Source organism: Pseudomonas sp. YuFO8, from assembly GCF_035065025.1.
Classification (GTDB): Bacteria; Pseudomonadota; Gammaproteobacteria; order Pseudomonadales; family Pseudomonadaceae; genus Aquipseudomonas; species Aquipseudomonas putida_AE.
This window is the reverse complement of sequence record NZ_JAXDEQ010000190.1, coordinates 1-398: the sequence shown is the minus strand read 5'-3', so window position 1 is coordinate 398 and position 398 is coordinate 1. Positions and strand designations below refer to the sequence as shown.

Sequence of the window (398 nt, the reverse complement as noted above, 5' to 3'; positions counted from 1 at the left end):
CGGCGCGCAGCGCAACGGAGCAGGAATTTTCAACATGAATCCCTTCTACATGCGCGCCCTGGTGGTGGGCGTGCTGGCGTGGCCGGCGTGGGCGAGTGCGCTGACCCTGGACGACGCCCTGCGCCTGGCGCAGAACAACGCACCGTCGCTCGCTGCTGAGTCGGCCAAGTTGCAAGCCGCGACCCAGGCGGCGATCCCGGCTGGCGAACTGCCAGATCCGAAGCTGGTAGTTGGCCTGCAGAACTTCCCCATCGGTGGGCCCAATCGCGGCACGTTGTATGGCGATGACATGACTGAACAAATGATCGGTATCCAACAGCAGGTGCCCAGCCAAGACAAGCGCAAGGCGCGTATCGAGCTGGCCGATGCCACGGTGGAGCGCACCGCGGCCGAAGGTC

1 protein-coding gene is annotated in these 398 nt (G+C 65.1%); it reads left to right on the top strand.

What is annotated here, in order from left to right:
- Nucleotides 1-34: 34 nt before the first annotated feature.
- A partial coding sequence (locus SOP95_RS31940) for a TolC family protein (protein WP_323609583.1) occupies nt 35-398 on the top strand: 364 nt, incomplete at its 3' end.